18 protein-coding genes and 2 pseudogenes are annotated in these 13420 nt (G+C 64.4%); 16 read left to right on the plus strand and 4 right to left on the minus strand.

Annotated features, from left to right (window positions below):
- The first annotated feature begins 197 nt into the window (after nucleotides 1–197).
- On the plus strand, nucleotides 198–1289 hold the full coding sequence (locus Q1A87_RS16570; RefSeq protein WP_299653629.1) for a YihY/virulence factor BrkB family protein: 1092 nt from the start codon (nucleotides 198–200) through the stop codon (nucleotides 1287–1289).
- A 109-nt stretch (nucleotides 1290–1398) separates the two neighbouring features.
- Here Q1A87_RS16570 and Q1A87_RS16575 read toward each other — a convergent pair whose 3' ends face one another.
- On the minus strand, nucleotides 1399–1644 hold the full coding sequence (locus Q1A87_RS16575) for a hypothetical protein (protein ID WP_299653631.1): 246 nt from the start codon (nucleotides 1642–1644) through the stop codon (nucleotides 1399–1401).
- A 138-nt stretch (nucleotides 1645–1782) separates the two neighbouring features.
- On the opposite strand from Q1A87_RS16575, the gene glgX reads away from it, so the two are divergent.
- The 9 genes and pseudogenes from glgX (at nucleotide 1783) to Q1A87_RS16615 (ending at nucleotide 8437) form a co-directional block, all read left to right on the plus strand.
- Complete coding sequence (gene glgX / locus Q1A87_RS16580; protein ID WP_299653634.1) at nucleotides 1783–4026, plus strand: glycogen debranching protein GlgX; 2244 nt, start codon at nucleotides 1783–1785, stop codon at nucleotides 4024–4026.
- A 364-nt stretch (nucleotides 4027–4390) separates the two neighbouring features.
- On the plus strand, nucleotides 4391–4519 hold the full coding sequence (locus Q1A87_RS16585) for a hypothetical protein (protein ID WP_299653637.1): 129 nt from the start codon (nucleotides 4391–4393) through the stop codon (nucleotides 4517–4519).
- Nucleotides 4520–4897: 378 nt separating this feature from the next.
- Nucleotides 4898–5158 (plus strand): WGR domain-containing protein, encoded by a 261-nt coding sequence (locus Q1A87_RS16590; RefSeq protein ID WP_299653640.1) that lies wholly within the window; start codon nucleotides 4898–4900, stop codon nucleotides 5156–5158.
- A gap of 69 nt (nucleotides 5159–5227) precedes the next feature.
- Nucleotides 5228–6925, plus strand: a complete 1698-nt coding sequence (locus tag Q1A87_RS16595) for an AAA family ATPase (RefSeq protein WP_299653643.1) — start codon at nucleotides 5228–5230, stop codon at nucleotides 6923–6925.
- The gene (locus Q1A87_RS16600) at nucleotides 6853–7101 is read left to right on the plus strand and encodes an ATP-binding domain-containing protein (protein ID WP_299653646.1); all 249 of its coding nucleotides are present in this window, start codon (nucleotides 6853–6855) and stop codon (nucleotides 7099–7101) included. The genes Q1A87_RS16595 and Q1A87_RS16600 overlap by 73 nt, the downstream gene beginning before the upstream one ends.
- A gap of 342 nt (nucleotides 7102–7443) precedes the next feature.
- Nucleotides 7444–7680 (plus strand): recombinase family protein, encoded by a 237-nt coding sequence (locus Q1A87_RS24230; RefSeq protein WP_363323013.1) that lies wholly within the window; start codon nucleotides 7444–7446, stop codon nucleotides 7678–7680.
- Nucleotides 7628–7780: pseudogene (locus Q1A87_RS16605) on the plus strand (hypothetical protein); the annotation flags it as partial. The gene Q1A87_RS24230 and the pseudogene Q1A87_RS16605, both read left to right, overlap by 53 nt.
- 63 nt (nucleotides 7781–7843) lie before the next feature.
- Nucleotides 7844–8050: a hypothetical protein gene (locus Q1A87_RS16610; RefSeq protein ID WP_299653649.1), complete on the plus strand. Its 207-nt coding sequence runs from the start codon at nucleotides 7844–7846 to the stop codon at nucleotides 8048–8050.
- Nucleotides 8051–8071: 21 nt separating this feature from the next.
- The gene (locus tag Q1A87_RS16615; protein WP_299653795.1) at nucleotides 8072–8437 is read left to right on the plus strand and encodes an SOS response-associated peptidase family protein; all 366 of its coding nucleotides are present in this window, start codon (nucleotides 8072–8074) and stop codon (nucleotides 8435–8437) included.
- Nucleotides 8438–8552: 115 nt separating this feature from the next.
- On the opposite strand, the pseudogene Q1A87_RS24235 reads toward Q1A87_RS16615, so the two are convergent.
- A pseudogene (locus Q1A87_RS24235) lies at nucleotides 8553–8942 on the minus strand (DUF2726 domain-containing protein); the annotation flags it as partial.
- 156 nt (nucleotides 8943–9098) lie between these two features.
- Between Q1A87_RS24235 and Q1A87_RS16625 the strand changes: the two are divergent.
- Nucleotides 9099–9689, plus strand: coding sequence for a hypothetical protein (locus Q1A87_RS16625; RefSeq protein WP_299653655.1), 591 nt, complete (start codon nucleotides 9099–9101; stop codon nucleotides 9687–9689).
- Complete coding sequence (locus Q1A87_RS16630; protein WP_299653658.1) at nucleotides 9686–9982, plus strand: hypothetical protein; 297 nt, start codon at nucleotides 9686–9688, stop codon at nucleotides 9980–9982. Before Q1A87_RS16625 ends, Q1A87_RS16630 begins: the two co-directional genes overlap by 4 nt.
- 125 nt (nucleotides 9983–10107) lie before the next feature.
- Here the strand turns inward: Q1A87_RS16630 and Q1A87_RS16635 are convergent, their stop codons facing one another.
- A complete protein-coding gene (locus tag Q1A87_RS16635) occupies nucleotides 10108–10866 on the minus strand; it encodes a DsbA family protein (RefSeq protein WP_299653660.1) in 759 nt (252 codons plus the stop codon).
- 134 nt (nucleotides 10867–11000) lie between these two features.
- On the opposite strand from Q1A87_RS16635, the gene Q1A87_RS16640 reads away from it, so the two are divergent.
- Nucleotides 11001–11543: a L,D-transpeptidase gene (locus tag Q1A87_RS16640; RefSeq protein WP_299653663.1), complete on the plus strand. Its 543-nt coding sequence runs from the start codon at nucleotides 11001–11003 to the stop codon at nucleotides 11541–11543.
- 101 nt (nucleotides 11544–11644) lie between these two features.
- A complete protein-coding gene (locus Q1A87_RS16645) occupies nucleotides 11645–12154 on the plus strand; it encodes a L,D-transpeptidase (protein ID WP_299653798.1) in 510 nt (169 codons plus the stop codon).
- 3 nt (nucleotides 12155–12157) lie between these two features.
- On the opposite strand, the gene Q1A87_RS16650 is transcribed toward Q1A87_RS16645, so the two are convergent.
- Nucleotides 12158–12502 carry a LysR substrate-binding domain-containing protein gene (locus Q1A87_RS16650; protein WP_363323011.1) on the minus strand — a complete coding sequence of 115 codons (345 nt, stop codon included), beginning with the start codon at nucleotides 12500–12502 and terminating at the stop codon, nucleotides 12158–12160.
- Between Q1A87_RS16650 and Q1A87_RS16655 the strand changes: the two genes are divergently transcribed.
- Nucleotides 12396–12659, plus strand: a complete 264-nt coding sequence (locus Q1A87_RS16655) for a hypothetical protein (RefSeq protein ID WP_299653813.1) — start codon at nucleotides 12396–12398, stop codon at nucleotides 12657–12659. The two genes, Q1A87_RS16650 and Q1A87_RS16655, sit on opposite strands and share 107 nt — an antisense overlap.
- A gap of 151 nt (nucleotides 12660–12810) precedes the next feature.
- Complete coding sequence (locus Q1A87_RS16660) at nucleotides 12811–13410, plus strand: cytochrome c (RefSeq protein WP_299653669.1); 600 nt, start codon at nucleotides 12811–12813, stop codon at nucleotides 13408–13410.
- Nucleotides 13411–13420 lie beyond the last annotated feature (10 nt).

Genomic DNA, 13420 nt, shown 5'->3' on the forward strand with positions numbered 1-13420 from the left:
CCCGATCGCGACCGCGCACAGCACTCGAGACGAAGACAAGAAGACCTAGGCAGCGACGGTGCTTCAGAAGTTCGGGCAGGGTTTGCTCTGCCTGCAGGTTCTCGTGATGGATCGGAACGAACGACGAGGACGGGGCCGGTCGTGGCGCTCGAACTGACAACCTGATGATCGCTCGATGCGATATTGGCTGAGGGATCATGCGCACAACATCCAGACCCCGTGGCCTGAAGGCCCTTGGCATTCTCGCGGTCGCGGGCGGCCTCCATGCGCTGCGCCGGCGGCGGCGCGACGGTGAACGCGACGCTGCGCGCGGTGATGCGCGGGGGCCGCAATATGCCGAAACCCCGTCGGACCTGCCGCGGCGCGGCTGGATGGACGTGCTCAAGCGGACCTATGCGGAGGTCACCAACGACCACGTCATGCTGGTGGCCGCCGGCGTGACCTTCTATGCGCTGCTCGCCCTGTTTCCGGCGCTCGCCGCACTGGTCTCGATCTACGGGCTCTTCGCCGACCCCGCGACGATCGAGGAGCACATCACTGCGCTCGAGGGCGTCCTGCCCGGCGGCGCAATGGAGATCATCAGCAGCCAGCTCGAATCCCTCGTCTCTCAGGGTTCCGCCGGCTTGGGGCTGGCGTTCATCCTCGGGCTCGGCACGTCTCTCTGGTCGGCCAATGCCGGGGTAAAGTCGATCTTCGAGGCGCTCAACATCGCCTACGAGGAGAAGGAGACGCGCGGCTTCGTGAAGCTGACGCTGACCTCGCTCGCCTTCACGCTGGGCGGGCTCGTCTTCGTTATCCTCGCCCTTGGCGCGGTGCTCGCGGTGCCCGTAGTGTTGCAGAACATGGCTCTGGGCGCGCAGTTGGAGACAGTAGTGAACTGGTTGCGCTGGCCTATCGTCCTCGTCGTCGTCGCCGGGCTGATCGCGCTTCTCTACCGTTACGGCCCGTCGCGCGAACCGCCCGAGTGGCGATGGGTCAGCTGGGGCAGCGGGATCGCGGCGGTGCTCTGGCTGGTCTTCTCGGGTCTGTTCTCTTGGTACGCCTCGAACTTCGGCTCCTACGACGCGACCTACGGCTCGCTCGGCGCAGCGATCGGCTTCATGACCTGGATCTGGATCAGCACGATCGTCGTCGTGACCGGCGCGGAGCTGAACTCCGAGCTCGAGCACGAGACCACGGCCGACACGACGAGCGGCCCGGAGAGGCCGATGGGCGCGCGCGGCGCCGTCATGGCCGACCGCGCCGCGGGCGGCCCGAAACGGGCGAAGCGCCGGGGCGACGGACTCTAGACGATCGCGTGCGGGACCCACGCAGTTCGCTTTCCAAGCTTGTCGATCGTGGCGCCTGCAGCGATCCTCCTAAATGCGCAGCTTCTTGACCGGGGTAACTGGGCGACCATCAGGTTTTCGGCGCACCCGATCCGGCACCGAGTTGCCCCTCGATCGTGAATACCGCGCCATTCGGTTCCAGCCGCAACTCGGATCGACCGCCAAAGTATTCGCCGACGATGCGGTCGAGAATCGTGGATCCGAACCCCGTTCCAACGTTCGGCTCGGGGGCGGGCCCGCCTTCCTCGCGCCATGCCAGGCGGAAGGCCTGCACCGCGGCGCAACTCCAGTGCACGACGATGCGGCCTTCGGGCACCGCGAGCGCCCCTTGTGCCCGTTGATGGCTCACCCTGGCACACCAGATGCCCTTGGGGAACTGTCACACCTACGAGGCCGACGGAACCTCTTGATTGCGGTGGCGTTCCCTGATGCCTGCTTCCACTCAGGTTTGTTCATGAAGCACGACTCCCTTCCATCGGCGCCCTCGGTCGTGCCGCGAACGGCCTCCTTTCCAATCCAGGAAGGACGGCCATTTCCGCTTGGCGCGACGTGGGACGGCTTGGGTGTCAACTTCGCCTTGTTTTCCGCCCACGCCACCAAGGTCGAGCTGTGCCTGTTCGACGAGACCGGACAGACCGAGCTGTCCCGCGTGGAGCTGCCCGAATATACCGACGAGGTCTGGCACGGGTACTTGCCCGAAGCACGCCCCGGGACGGTGTACGGATACCGGGTCCACGGCCCCTACGAGCCCGAGGCGGGGCATCGCTTCAACCCCAACAAGCTCCTCATCGACCCTTATGCCAAGCAGCTCGTCGGCGGACTTGTCTGGGGGCCGGAACTCTTCGGCTACACCCTCGACCATCCCGACAAGGATCTGTCCTTCGACGAGCGCGACAGCGCGCATATGGTGCCGAAATGCCGTGTCATAGATCCGGCCTTCACCTGGGGGACGGAACGCCGGCCCATGGTGCCCTGGGACCGGACAATCACCTACGAGATGCACGTGAAAGGATTTACGGCCCTCGACGACCGTGTGCCCGAAGCGCAACGCGGCACCTTCGCAGGGCTCGGCCACGCGCATGTCGCCCGCTACCTGCGCGACCTCGGCGTCACCTCGGCCGAGTTGCTGCCGGTCCACGCTTTCCTCGATGACAGCTATCTCGAAGAAAAGGGGCTCAGGAACTACTGGGGCTACAATTCCATCGCCTTCTTCGCGCCCGAGGCCCGCTACCTGCACGGCAACACCGTCAACGAATTCAAAGAGATGGTGAACCAGTTCCACCATGCCGACATCGAGGTGATCCTCGACGTGGTCTACAATCACACCGCCGAGGGCAACGAGCTGGGTCCGACGCTCAGCTTCAAGGGCATCGACAACGCCTCCTATTACCGTCTCATGCCCGACGAGCCGCGCTACTACATCAATGACACCGGCACCGGGAACACGGTGAACCTGTCGAACAGCCGTGTGCTGCAGATGGTGGGCGATTCCCTGCGCTACTGGGCGACCGAGATGCGCGTGGACGGGTTCCGCTTCGACCTCGCCACCATCCTCGGGCGCGAGCCGCACGGCTTCGACGAGAACGGCGGCTTCCTCCATGCCTGCCGGCAGGACCCCGTCCTGTCGCGGGTCAAGCTGATCGCGGAGCCCTGGGACATCGGGCCGGGCGGCTATCAGGTCGGGCACTTCCCGCCGGGCTGGGCGGAATGGAACGACAAGTACCGCGACACGGTGCGCGCCTTCTGGAAGGGCGAGGAGGGGACGATGGGCGAGTTCGCGGCCCGCGTGGCGGGGTCCGCCGACCTTTTCGACAAGCGCGGCCGCAAGCCTTGGGCGAGCGTCAACTTCATCACCGCGCATGACGGCTTCAACCTCAACGACCTCGTGAGCTACGACGAGAAGCACAACGAGGCCAATGGCGAGGAGAACCGCGACGGTCACTCCAACAACCATTCCTGGAACCACGGCGTCGAGGGGCCGACCGACGATCCCGAAATCGCCGAGCTCCGGGAGCGCCAGAAGCGGAACCTCCTCGCCACGCTGCTTCTGTCCCACGGGACGCCGATGATCCTCGCCGGCGACGAGTTCGGCCACACCCAGAATGGCATGAATAACGCCTACGCGCAGGACAACGAGATCACCTGGCTCGACCGCGACGAGGTCGGCCCCGAAGGGTCGAGCCTCCGGGAGTTCGTCCGCCGGCTGATCGCGCTGCGGCAGGCCTATCCCCTGCTCCACCGGAGCCGCTTCCTGTCGGGCGCCTACAATGCCGGACTCGACGTTAAGGACGTGACCTGGCTCGATCCCAACAGCAACGAGATGACCGACGCGCAGTGGACGGACCCGACTGCGCACTGCTTCGGCATGTTGCTCGACGGCCGCGCCCAGCCGACCGGGATCCGGCGCCGCGGGGACGACGCCACGCTTCTGGTGGTATTCAACGCGCATCACGACGTGGTTGAGTTCACGCTGCCGGAAGCACCTGGAGGGTCCCGGTGGATGGGGCTGATCGACACCAACGATCCGGATCGCCTCGAGCCTCTCGCCTTCCCGTTCGGGCACGACTATGCCGTGACAGGCCGGTCCCTGCTGCTCTTTGTTCTAACGGAGGAAAAGGCCCTGCCGCGCCATCTGCGCGACGGACTTTCGGCAATGCTGGCGATCGCCGACAGGCCCCTGCAGCGTGACCCGTCGTGACATCGGCGCCGCCCGGCCCCTTCTGCCACGTACCGCCTTCAGTTCCGGGAGGGCATGGACTTTGCCCCCGGAGGATCGGACAAGGCAGTCTCAACACTTACAGCAAAAGCATGCCGTCCTGAGTCGGAAGGTCATGGCGGCGCTCAAAACTTGACGTTTCCAGGCGGCATCGTTTTTCCCGCTCTCGGATGTTTGCGATACGTTCTTTCGCCATGGGGTCCCGCAAGCCGATCAGGTCTGAGACTACGAACCACGAATACGTCGTCCGGTTGACGATCACCGTGCGGGGCATGCGGCACGACGTCTACAACCATGCCACCATCCAGTTCCTGACTTGCGCTCGGTGGTCACAACGCGTCGTCCCGTGTGCATGCCGAGCGGCCGCAAGACCGTCTATCTCTACCTGCCGCATATTGGCGCGGCGATGGAGATGGTGCTGCATTGTCATAAGCTCGAGCTGCTGACCGAGCCCTGTCTCGGACCCAGGCAGTGAGCGGCCGCCGGATCGGGTTTGCGTTCGGGTAAGCCGGGATCGTTCGGCTCCGCAATCTGACGGCAATCGACATGCGCGGGTTCTTCCGGTGCCGCAGTTTGGTCATCCGGTCTCGCCACGACGCCGCGCATGCTTCTCTGTGTGTTCGATACCACCGCCGGCGTCGTGCTTGCGTCCGTCACAAGGCGAACCAGGTCATCGCGATCTCCGCACGATAGATCGCGTGAGTGTCTCGGCTCCAGCCTCATTGAATCTTCAAGGCCAAAGGGGACCCCTCTTGACGAATTCCTCATCGAGCCCAGGCGCTGATCCGACGAGAGGCTTGACGAAAAGCTCTCATACCGTGCCAGTAACAAGCGGATCGTTGGAATAAGCGCGATGTCTTCAGCCGATGAACAGGACGAGGTCTTCCCAACCCGCTTGAAGCTCCGTCGGATTGATCCGGAGCGGAACATGCGACGTTTCTATCTGATGCAGGTGCAGCCCGACCTCTTTGGCGGCGCAAGCCTGATCAGGGAGTGGGGTCGCATCGGCAATCGCGGTCGCGTTCTTGTCGAGCATCACGCGGATGAAGGCGAAGCAGCCAGCTCGTTGATGACCATAGCCCGGGTCAAGGGCCGCCGCGGATACGGCGCCTGACGGATTGCCGGCACTCCTGCCCTGCGGCCGCCGGTCCGTCCGACGGCGCACCACCGGACCGAGACCCTGATGCGGCACCGAGACCCGACCAGCGCGGCGCCACCCGGCAGCGAAGTGCTCGCCGGCCTGGTCGAGCGCGTCACGTTCCACAGCGCGGAGACGGGCTTCTGCGTGCTGCGGCTGAAGGCCCGCGGGCATCGCGACCTCGTCACGACAATTGGCCACGCCGCAACGATCTCCGCCGGTGAGTGGGTGACCGCCTCCGGCGAATGGGTCAACGACCGAACGCATGGTCTGCAGTTTCGCGCGCGGTTCCTGAAGACGTCGGCGCCGTCCTCGCTCGAGGGCATCGAGAAGTATCTTGGCTCGGGGATGGTCCGAGGCATCGGCCCGACCTACGCACGGCGCATGGTGAAGCATTTCGGCAAGGACGTCTTCGACATCATCGAGGCCACGCCGGAGCGCCTGCAGGAAGTCGACGGGATCGGTCCCAGGCGCGCGGAGAGGATCACCTCCGCCTGGGCGGACCAGAAGGTTATCCGCGAGATCATGGTGTTCCTTCATCAGCACGGCGTCGGCACGGCTCGGGCAGTCCGCATCTTCAAGACCTACGGCACCGACGCGGTGCAGGTGATGAGCGAGAACCCCTACCGGCTCGCCCGCGACATCCGCGGCATCGGGTTCCGGACGGCGGACCTGATCGCCGAAAGGCTCGGGATCGGGAAGACCGCGATGATCCGCCTTCGCGCCGGTATTTCCCATGCCTTGAGCGAAGCCATGGGGGACGGCCATTGCGGTCTGCCCGTGGCCGATCTGACCGCCCTCGCGGTGAAACTGCTCGACGTGCCGGAAGACCTGATCGGGACGGCGCTGGACCTGGAACTGGCGGACGGCGCCGTGATCGCAGACAGCATCGCAGGCGCCCCCAGCATCTTTCTCGGCGGCCTGTATCGCGCGGAGAAAGCGATTGCAGAGCGGATGCGGCGTATCTCCGCCGGGACGTTGCCCTGGCCCGAGATCGACGCGGCCAAGGCCCTGCCCTGGATCGAGCGCCGGACCGGCCTCACGCTCGCAGAGAGCCAGGCCGAGGCCATCCGTCTGGCGCTCCGCTCCAAGCTGCTCGTCGTTACCGGCGGCCCGGGCGTGGGCAAGACGACCATCGTCAATTCGATCCTGCGCATTCTGGAGGCGAAGGCGGTGAGGCTCTTGCTTTGCGCGCCCACCGGCCGTGCCGCCCGGCGCATGTCCGAGGCGACCGGCATGGACGCCCGGACCATTCACCGGCTCCTGGAGTTCGACCCCCAGGCCTTCGCCTTCAAGCGGACCCTCGAGCATCCGCTCGATTGCGATCTCCTGGTGGTCGACGAAAGCTCAATGGTCGACGTCCTGCTGATGCAATCCTTGCTCAACGCCGTTCCCGACGGGGCCGCCTTGCTGATTGTCGGCGACACAGACCAGCTGCCGTCCGTCGGTCCCGGCCAGGTTCTGGCCGACATCATCGCCTCGGGCGCCGTCCCCGTGAATTGCAGGCCGCGCTCAATCCCTCGGACGGAAACAAGGTCGAACGCTTCGGCTGGACCTTCGCGTCCGGCGACATCGGCTACGTGGACGGTATCGATCCCGACGAGGGTGAGCTTGTCGTCAGCTTCGACGGGCGCCCGGTCACCTACGGGTTCGGCGAGCTCGACACGCTGGTGCCCGCCTATGCCACTACGATCCACAAGAGCCAGGGATCCGAGTATCCAGCGGTCGTCATTCCGATCCTGACACAGCATTACGCCATGCTGCAGCGCAACCTGCTCTACACCGGCGTCACGCGCGGCAAGAAACTCGTGGTCCTCGTCGGGCAGCCGAAGGCCGTCGCGATTGCAGTGAAGAACGTCTCGAGCCGGAGGCGGTGGTCGAAGCTGGACGAATGGCTGGTGGAACCCCTTTGGGGATGATCGAGGCGCTACGCGCGCTGCAGCCGCCATCCGGCGGATCACGCTCGGAGGCATGGCAGGGTCCGGTCTCAAAGCTCATCTTGCGGCAGTCGCATCCGTATCGACAGCGGAGACAACCCCGACCTTGGCCAAGCGCGCTCACTGCCGTCCGATGGCACGCATTCCGAATGGTCCCGACAATCATGTGATTATCGTGATCCCGCCCGAAGGACAGCTTCGGCTAGCGCTTCTTCGACAAGACGTCACGAAAAACCAATAGGTATCTTCTTCCGAGAACCGTATCTGAGCTATGGTTTGTCGCAATCACTGATGGATGCCAGACCGATTGCGGGGAAAGAGATGATGGGACAGATCCGGGTAAAAAGCCTCGATCTGGGCGACGCCGACCTGACCAGCGCCGCAGGACGGATGGTGACGCATATTTTAAACGTGGTCGCGCAGTTCGAACGGGACCTGATCCGGGAGCGGACGCAGGCCGGATGTCGACCGCGCCCGCGCGCAAGGCAAGCGGCTCGGCCGGCCGCCGGCTCTCGACCCGGAACGGCGCGCGGAGATCGTGGCCGGGCTGAAGAAGGGTGAGGCGATCTCCCCGCTGGCGCGGTTCGGGATCAGCCGAATGACGGTGCAGCGCATCCGCGACGGGTGTGGCAAGGTGAACGTCACCGCCGAGGAGAGTTGAACCATCTGCAACCTGTATTCCTTGACCCGGGGCCAAGCCGCGATCCGCGAGATCGCCGACGTGATGACGGACAACACCGGCAACCTCGCCCCCCTGCCCGCGATCTTCCCCGACCAGCCTGCCCCGGTGGTGCGCCAGGGCGCCGACGGCCGCGAGCTCGCAATGATGCGGTGGGGCATGCCATCGCCGCAGTTCGCCTTGAAGAACCGCAAGACCGATCCCGGCGTCACCAACGTCCGCAATCTCGGTTCGTCCCACTGGCGGCGCTAGCTCGGGGTCGAGCATCGCTGCCTGGTGCCGTTCACCAGCTTCTCGGAATACCGCGTCGAGAAGGACAAGAGCCGCACGCCGGTGTGGTTCGCACGGGGCGAGGATTGTCCGCTGATGTTCTTCGCCGGTATCTGGACCGAGTGGACGAGCGTGCGGAAGGTGAAGGAGGGCGAGGTGACGGCCGAGTTCTACGGCTTCATAACCACGGAGGCGAACGCGACCGTGGGCGCGATCCATCCAAAGGCCATGCCGGTGATCCTCACCGAACCGGACGAATGGGAGGCGTGGCTCGCGGCGCCGTTCGACGAGGCGAAGGTGCTACAGCGGCCGCTGCCGGACGATGTGCTGCAAGTCGTGGCAGAGGGCGAGCGTCTAGACGGGGGCTAGTCTCGGGTTCGTCCAGGCCAGCCAGGTTCCGCGCGATGTCACGGACAAGAGCCTGATCGAACTTCGCCGGGATCTCCAGAAGCGGCAGCCCGGCCTCCGACAACGCCTGCCGCTTCACCCGGTCGCTCTTCACCGCCTTGTCTCGGCTGGCCTTCGAGCTGCCGTAGTGGCCGCCGCCCTGGTACTCGATCACCGCCGCGATCGTCAGGGACGGATCGAGGACGACGAGATCGGCCCGCTTGGCATTGATGGTCATGTATCGCTTGTAGCTGCGATTGCCGAGAAACGCGCCGTAGGACATCTGGCTCATCACCGTCCAACCCGCGGGAAGTTCGGCGCACAACATACGATAAAGGCGTAGTTCCGACTTGTTCAAGATCGGCCGCGCCTCGAAGGACGGCCGGAACAGTCTCGTCGCTCCGACGAACCGAACGGCTGCGATGAGGAGGATGCCGACGGCGAGAACGATCGCGAGGCCGTCGATCAGGGGATTTATCATGTGCATGATCCTGTCATGCCGAGGCGCTTGCCTGTCCTACCGGGCATTCGACATACACCCAACTTCGCGAGTCCGGCCCTAAGCCGATTTTGGGATTCACGGTTCGTTTGGCTGTGTTAGAATCCTGTCTATTCCCTTCGCGTCTCACCTTCCGGAGATGACATGACTACCCCTGCCCGCACCCGCTACGCTTCGATCGCGCTCGCCGGCGCAGCCGCGTTCGCTGCCCTCGCCAGTTTCGCCCCGTCCACCGCCTCGGCCGCGGACTACGACATGGACTGCAAGCTGCTCCTGTGCATGCCCGGCGGCTTTCCATCCGGCTGCGCCGATGCCTTCGATCACATGATGGACCGCCTGCGGGACGGCAAATCGCCGATCGGGTTCTGCGCCATGTCGAACGGGGCGGAGTACGACGCCTACGACATGGACTATGCATTCAAGAGCCCGACAACGCCGGCAGGCTGGGACTGCCCCGAGGGCAAGCATCTCTATCATCGCACGAGCTGGGACGATGACGGCCATCACCAGAGTGTCAACACGTTCTGCTACGATACCGCCTACGCCCGCACCGGCTGGGACAGCGACGTCGGCACGACCACGATCACGAGCTACACGAATAAGACCCCGCCCCAGCGGGCCGATTTCTGGGTGAACCTGACCTTGGAGCCGGACACGCCGCAGGCGTACTCGCAGGGCTGGCAGAAGTTCGACACTAACCGGAATGCGCCAGTTCGCGTGGTCTTCACGGATTGAGCCGCGCTGCCGCGATCCTGCTTGCGGTGACGATGGCACCGATCCCGGCTGCGGCCCAGTTCGGATGCCTGCCCCCGGAGGAGCCGTTCGCCTACGCGCCGCCCGAGGACGACCCCGAACTGCGCGCGCTGATCGACGAGCAGTACCAGGACTACATCGACGGAACGGAATCCTACCTGAACTGCTTGAACGACGAGGCGGCACGGGCGCGTGTCGAGTTTCAGGTGATCCTGGACCGCTACCTCACGTATTTCGGTGACGGGGCCGGCGTCGAGTTCGAGGCGATCGACTGAGGGCGCGATCTTGAGACGAATGCTCGTAGCCTATGGACGTCTCGTGTAGCAGTCGTCGCCAAAGACTGTGATCGACATCAAGGTGGAATATCGAGGCGGACCGATATCTATCGTTCAACTTGGGGCTACGACGTGGGCCCTGCCTGTTCGTATTCGAGCAAATCTCGCAGGCGAGCCTTCGAGATCTCACCTTGAACGACGGTCCGGCCGACGACCAGGGCGGGTGTACCAACGAAGGCGAAGAGTCGGACCAAAGCACGTGTTCGATCCAGCGAAGCGGTTACGGGAGCCGATTGCATGTCACGCGTCAGGTCCGGCCAGGATAAGTCCAGGTCGTCAGCCACCTGCTTGAGGTAGCGCGGTGTAACGCGGACCGACGTTCGCAGGAATCTCCGGTAAGGAATATCCGCTTTCCCCTGCATAGCCGCGGCGAGCGTGGCTCGCGCAGCCAGCACCGAGGCATCGCCAAAAATCGGCCAGTGATGCCGGGTGACGACAATCCTGGATGCGGCTGCGAGATCGTCGAGATGGCCGGACAGGATACGGCAGTATGGACAATAATAGTCAAAAACGTAGGCCACCTGCGTAGCGTCGCCTTTGATCGGAGCATCAAACAGCGCCTCCGCCGGTGAAGCCTTCACCTGCGCCATCAGGCCCGGTGGAAGGCGGTCGCCACGGTTCAGGCCGGTCATGAAATCGAAACCGCCACTTCCGGAAGACGTTGAGCCGCTGGCGGACGATATCGTTCGAAAGCCCGGAACCCGCTCGAGCGGGATGAACTCGAAGCCGTTCCAGCGGGATAAAAATTCCGGCAGAGTTCGGATTCCGCCGACCCAGAGGATTGCGCCGCCGCAAAGCAAAAGAAGCTGTCGTCGGGTCGCCATGTATGTCCTTTACGTCGTTCCATTGATCAGCGCATCGAGGCATTGTCTGCACCTTACGGACGGAGCTCCCATAGTACCGAGCATAAGGTTCGCTTAAGCTTGGTCCCGCAACGCTGTCGAAAAGGAGAGCAGGCATGATCCGTGAATTCATACGACGCATCCTTCTGATCGCATGCCTGGCCGGTCTGGCGCTCCCTGCCGCCGCGCAGTCGACCGGGATGCGTGGCAATGCGTTGAGCTTTTACATGCAGGACTGGCGCGATCACTTCGACGATCTGGGCGTCGGAACCATCGTCGCCGACACGACGTCGCGTGCGCTGCAGTACTGGAACGCCGACGGAAGCGATTACCGGCTCCTCTCGACCTCCGTCCCGACGCCCGAGGAATTGACCGAGCGAGGCTACACGAAGATCGCGCGCAAGAAGGTCGGACCGGATTGGACCCAGACGCCATCGCCGCGCGAACGGTTCGGCTGGGAATACGTGCCGCCGGGTCCGGACAATCCTCTCGGCACGCATGCGATGTATCTTGGCTGGCCCGCTTATCTGGTCCACGGTACGCATGACACGCGGAAGGTCGGCCGGCCGTCGTCCGATGGGTGCATCGGGCTCTACAACGCGCAGATCGAGGAGCTCTTCGGCCTGTGCCCGGTCGGCTTCCAGGTTCGGATGATCTGATGGTCGTGACACGCAGACACGCGATCCTCGGGGGGCTGGCGACGTTCGGCCTGGCCGGCTCTGCCTTGGCGCAGGACCAGACCCAGGCCACGACGGCGATCATGGTTCCCCATGTCATCGACCTGCGCGACGAGCGGGGCAATCCGCTGCCACCGGGCGAAATCCACGTCATTCCGGATCAGTTCAGGCTCTACTGGACGCTTCCCGACGGTAAGGCCTGGGTCTATCCGATCCGGGTGGGACGAGACGAGCTCTACGTGTCGGGGACGTTTTATGTCGGAGCCAAAAAGGAATGGCCCTCCTGGATGCCGACCCCCGGCATGCTCCGACGCGAACCAGAGCTCTACGGACCCTACGCGGAGGAGGGAATGGAAGGCGGGCCCGGCAATCCGCTCGGGGCACGTGCGCTCTACCTCTTCCAGGAAGGCCGGGGCGACACGTTCCTGCGCATCCACGGAACGAACGATCCCCGGACCATCGGGCAATCCGTGTCGAACGGCTGCGCCGGTCTGACCAACGAGCACATCATGCATCTCTACGAACGCGTGCCCCTCGACACCCGGGTGGTGCTCTATCCCAAGACCGGGTCGGATGCCTTCGTGGACGGGTGAGCCCTAGCTCGGCCAACGAGCGTGGGTGAAGAGTTCGTCGCGGGCCTCGGCAAGGCAGGTGCCGATCCGCGCGATGGTTTCGGCGCCTCCGGAGCTCCTGCGCCAAGCCAGGACCACCTGCCGGGGCCGCGCACCGCGCAAGGCCATCAACGACAAGCGCTGCCCCGTTACTGCCCCCGCCGCGACGGCGAGGTCGGGCAGGAGCGTGATTCCAAGTCCCTCTTCCACCAAGGCGGCCAGCATGGGCAGCGAAGTGGCCGCGAAACCCTCGTCTTCACCCAGCAATGCTTCCGGGCAGACCGAGAGAACATGGCTTGGAGTTGAGCACCGTTGCCTCGTCCCCTTCAACAGTTTCTCGTCGGAATGCCGCGTCGAAACGGACAAGACCCGCGCGTCGGTCGGTCATGTTTTACCGAGTGGTGTAGCTGAGGCGGTCATCGGGCCAGGCGCTGAAGCGCTGCTTGCGATCTTTCATGGCTTCGCTGCTCTCTCGTCGACTGCCTGAGAACAGAGGGCGCCTTCCAAAGGTTTTCGGGAACACCCAAAGCTCAGGCCCGTTAAGATTTGATACCCCCCTAGGGGTATGAACACACGGACCGAAGCGAATTTGGCAACCGGAGCAGCCAGCCGGTGAGCGGCATCAGCGGGAGAAACAGATGACCAAGAAGTTTGGGGCCGGCCTCGCGCTCGGCATCATCGGGACCATCCTCGTCGCCATCGCGATCTGGCTGACCCTCGCCTACACGGGCGCCTACAACGTCGCTGCCTCGACTCAGCATGCTGATCCGGTCCGTTGGACCTTCGACACCACGATGCGGCGCTCCGTGGCCAGTCGAGCCGGCGGAGTAGAATTGCCCGCGACTGTTTCCGAAGACGTCCTTGCCGAAGGCGCGGGCCACTACGCGGAGAGCTGTGCCCATTGCCACGGAACGCCGGGCGGCGAGCCGGCGGAATGGTCGCGGGGCATGCGACCCGAGCCGCCGCATCTGGTCGAGGCCGCCACCGAGTGGACGCCCGAGGAAATCTACTGGATCGTCGAGAATGGCATCAAGATGTCGGGGATGCCGGCCTTCGGCGGGCACCACTCGTCCGAGGAGATGGTCGCGCTGACCGGCTTTGTCAGCGCGCTGCCGGGGCTCACGGCCGACGACTACGCAACATTGACCGGTTCCGCTGACGGGAGCGCGGAGCAGACGCCATCACCCGCTACCGGCGAACCGGACGGGGAGCCGCAGCCTGAAACCCCCGTAGAGTAATCAAGACAAG

The organism is uncultured Jannaschia sp. (genome assembly GCF_947494055.1).
Classification (GTDB): domain Bacteria; phylum Pseudomonadota; class Alphaproteobacteria; order Rhodobacterales; family Rhodobacteraceae; genus Jannaschia.

Coding starts and splice junctions, on each gene's coding strand:
- Q1A87_RS16570 (WP_299653629.1), top strand. CDS start 198: ATGCGCACAACATCCAGACCCCGTGGCCTGAAGGCCCTTGGCATTCTC.
- glgX (WP_299653634.1), top strand. CDS start 1,783: ATGAAGCACGACTCCCTTCCATCGGCGCCCTCGGTCGTGCCGCGAACG.
- Q1A87_RS16590 (WP_299653640.1), top strand. CDS start 4,898: ATGTCTTCAGCCGATGAACAGGACGAGGTCTTCCCAACCCGCTTGAAG.
- Q1A87_RS16595 (WP_299653643.1), top strand. CDS start 5,228: ATGCGGCACCGAGACCCGACCAGCGCGGCGCCACCCGGCAGCGAAGTG.
- Q1A87_RS24230 (WP_363323013.1), top strand. CDS start 7,444: ATGGGACAGATCCGGGTAAAAAGCCTCGATCTGGGCGACGCCGACCTG.
- Q1A87_RS16610 (WP_299653649.1), top strand. CDS start 7,844: ATGACGGACAACACCGGCAACCTCGCCCCCCTGCCCGCGATCTTCCCC.
- Q1A87_RS16625 (WP_299653655.1), top strand. CDS start 9,099: ATGACTACCCCTGCCCGCACCCGCTACGCTTCGATCGCGCTCGCCGGC.
- Q1A87_RS16635 (WP_299653660.1), bottom strand. CDS start 10,866: ATGGCGACCCGACGACAGCTTCTTTTGCTTTGCGGCGGCGCAATCCTC.
- Q1A87_RS16640 (WP_299653663.1), top strand. CDS start 11,001: ATGATCCGTGAATTCATACGACGCATCCTTCTGATCGCATGCCTGGCC.
- Q1A87_RS16645 (WP_299653798.1), top strand. CDS start 11,645: ATGGTTCCCCATGTCATCGACCTGCGCGACGAGCGGGGCAATCCGCTG.
- Q1A87_RS16655 (WP_299653813.1), top strand. CDS start 12,396: ATGGGCAGCGAAGTGGCCGCGAAACCCTCGTCTTCACCCAGCAATGCT.
- Q1A87_RS16660 (WP_299653669.1), top strand. CDS start 12,811: ATGACCAAGAAGTTTGGGGCCGGCCTCGCGCTCGGCATCATCGGGACC.